The 286-nt window shown below is 60.8% G+C and carries 1 pseudogene; it reads right to left on the bottom strand.

Annotation, left to right across the window (positions count from 1 at the left end):
• A pseudogene (gene ychF, locus A3754_RS00275) lies at positions 1–286 on the bottom strand (redox-regulated ATPase YchF); the annotation flags it as partial.

Below are 286 nucleotides of genomic sequence, written 5' to 3'. Positions count from 1 at the left end.
GGTTCAGGCTCTTGATGGCTTTGCGTTCATCGTCATTCAGGTCTACGGAGCGTGCCGGGTTGCCTTCGTTCAGGGCGGGCAGCACCTTGTCCAGTACCGGCAGCAAGCCTTTGGCATCCTTGTCCTGGCCCTTGGCGGCCTTGGTGGCGCGCAGATGGGCTTTTTCTACCGTGTCCAGGTCGGCCAGGGCCAGCTCGGTGTTGATCACGGCGATATCGTCCAGCGGCGATACCTTGCCGGATACGTGGATCACGTTTTCATCGTCGAAGCAGCGCACCACGTGAGC

The sequence above is a fragment of the Alcanivorax sp. HI0083 genome (genome assembly GCF_001635175.1).
Note: the sequence above shows the minus strand (reverse complement) of the source record. Positions and strands in the feature narration are given on the sequence as shown.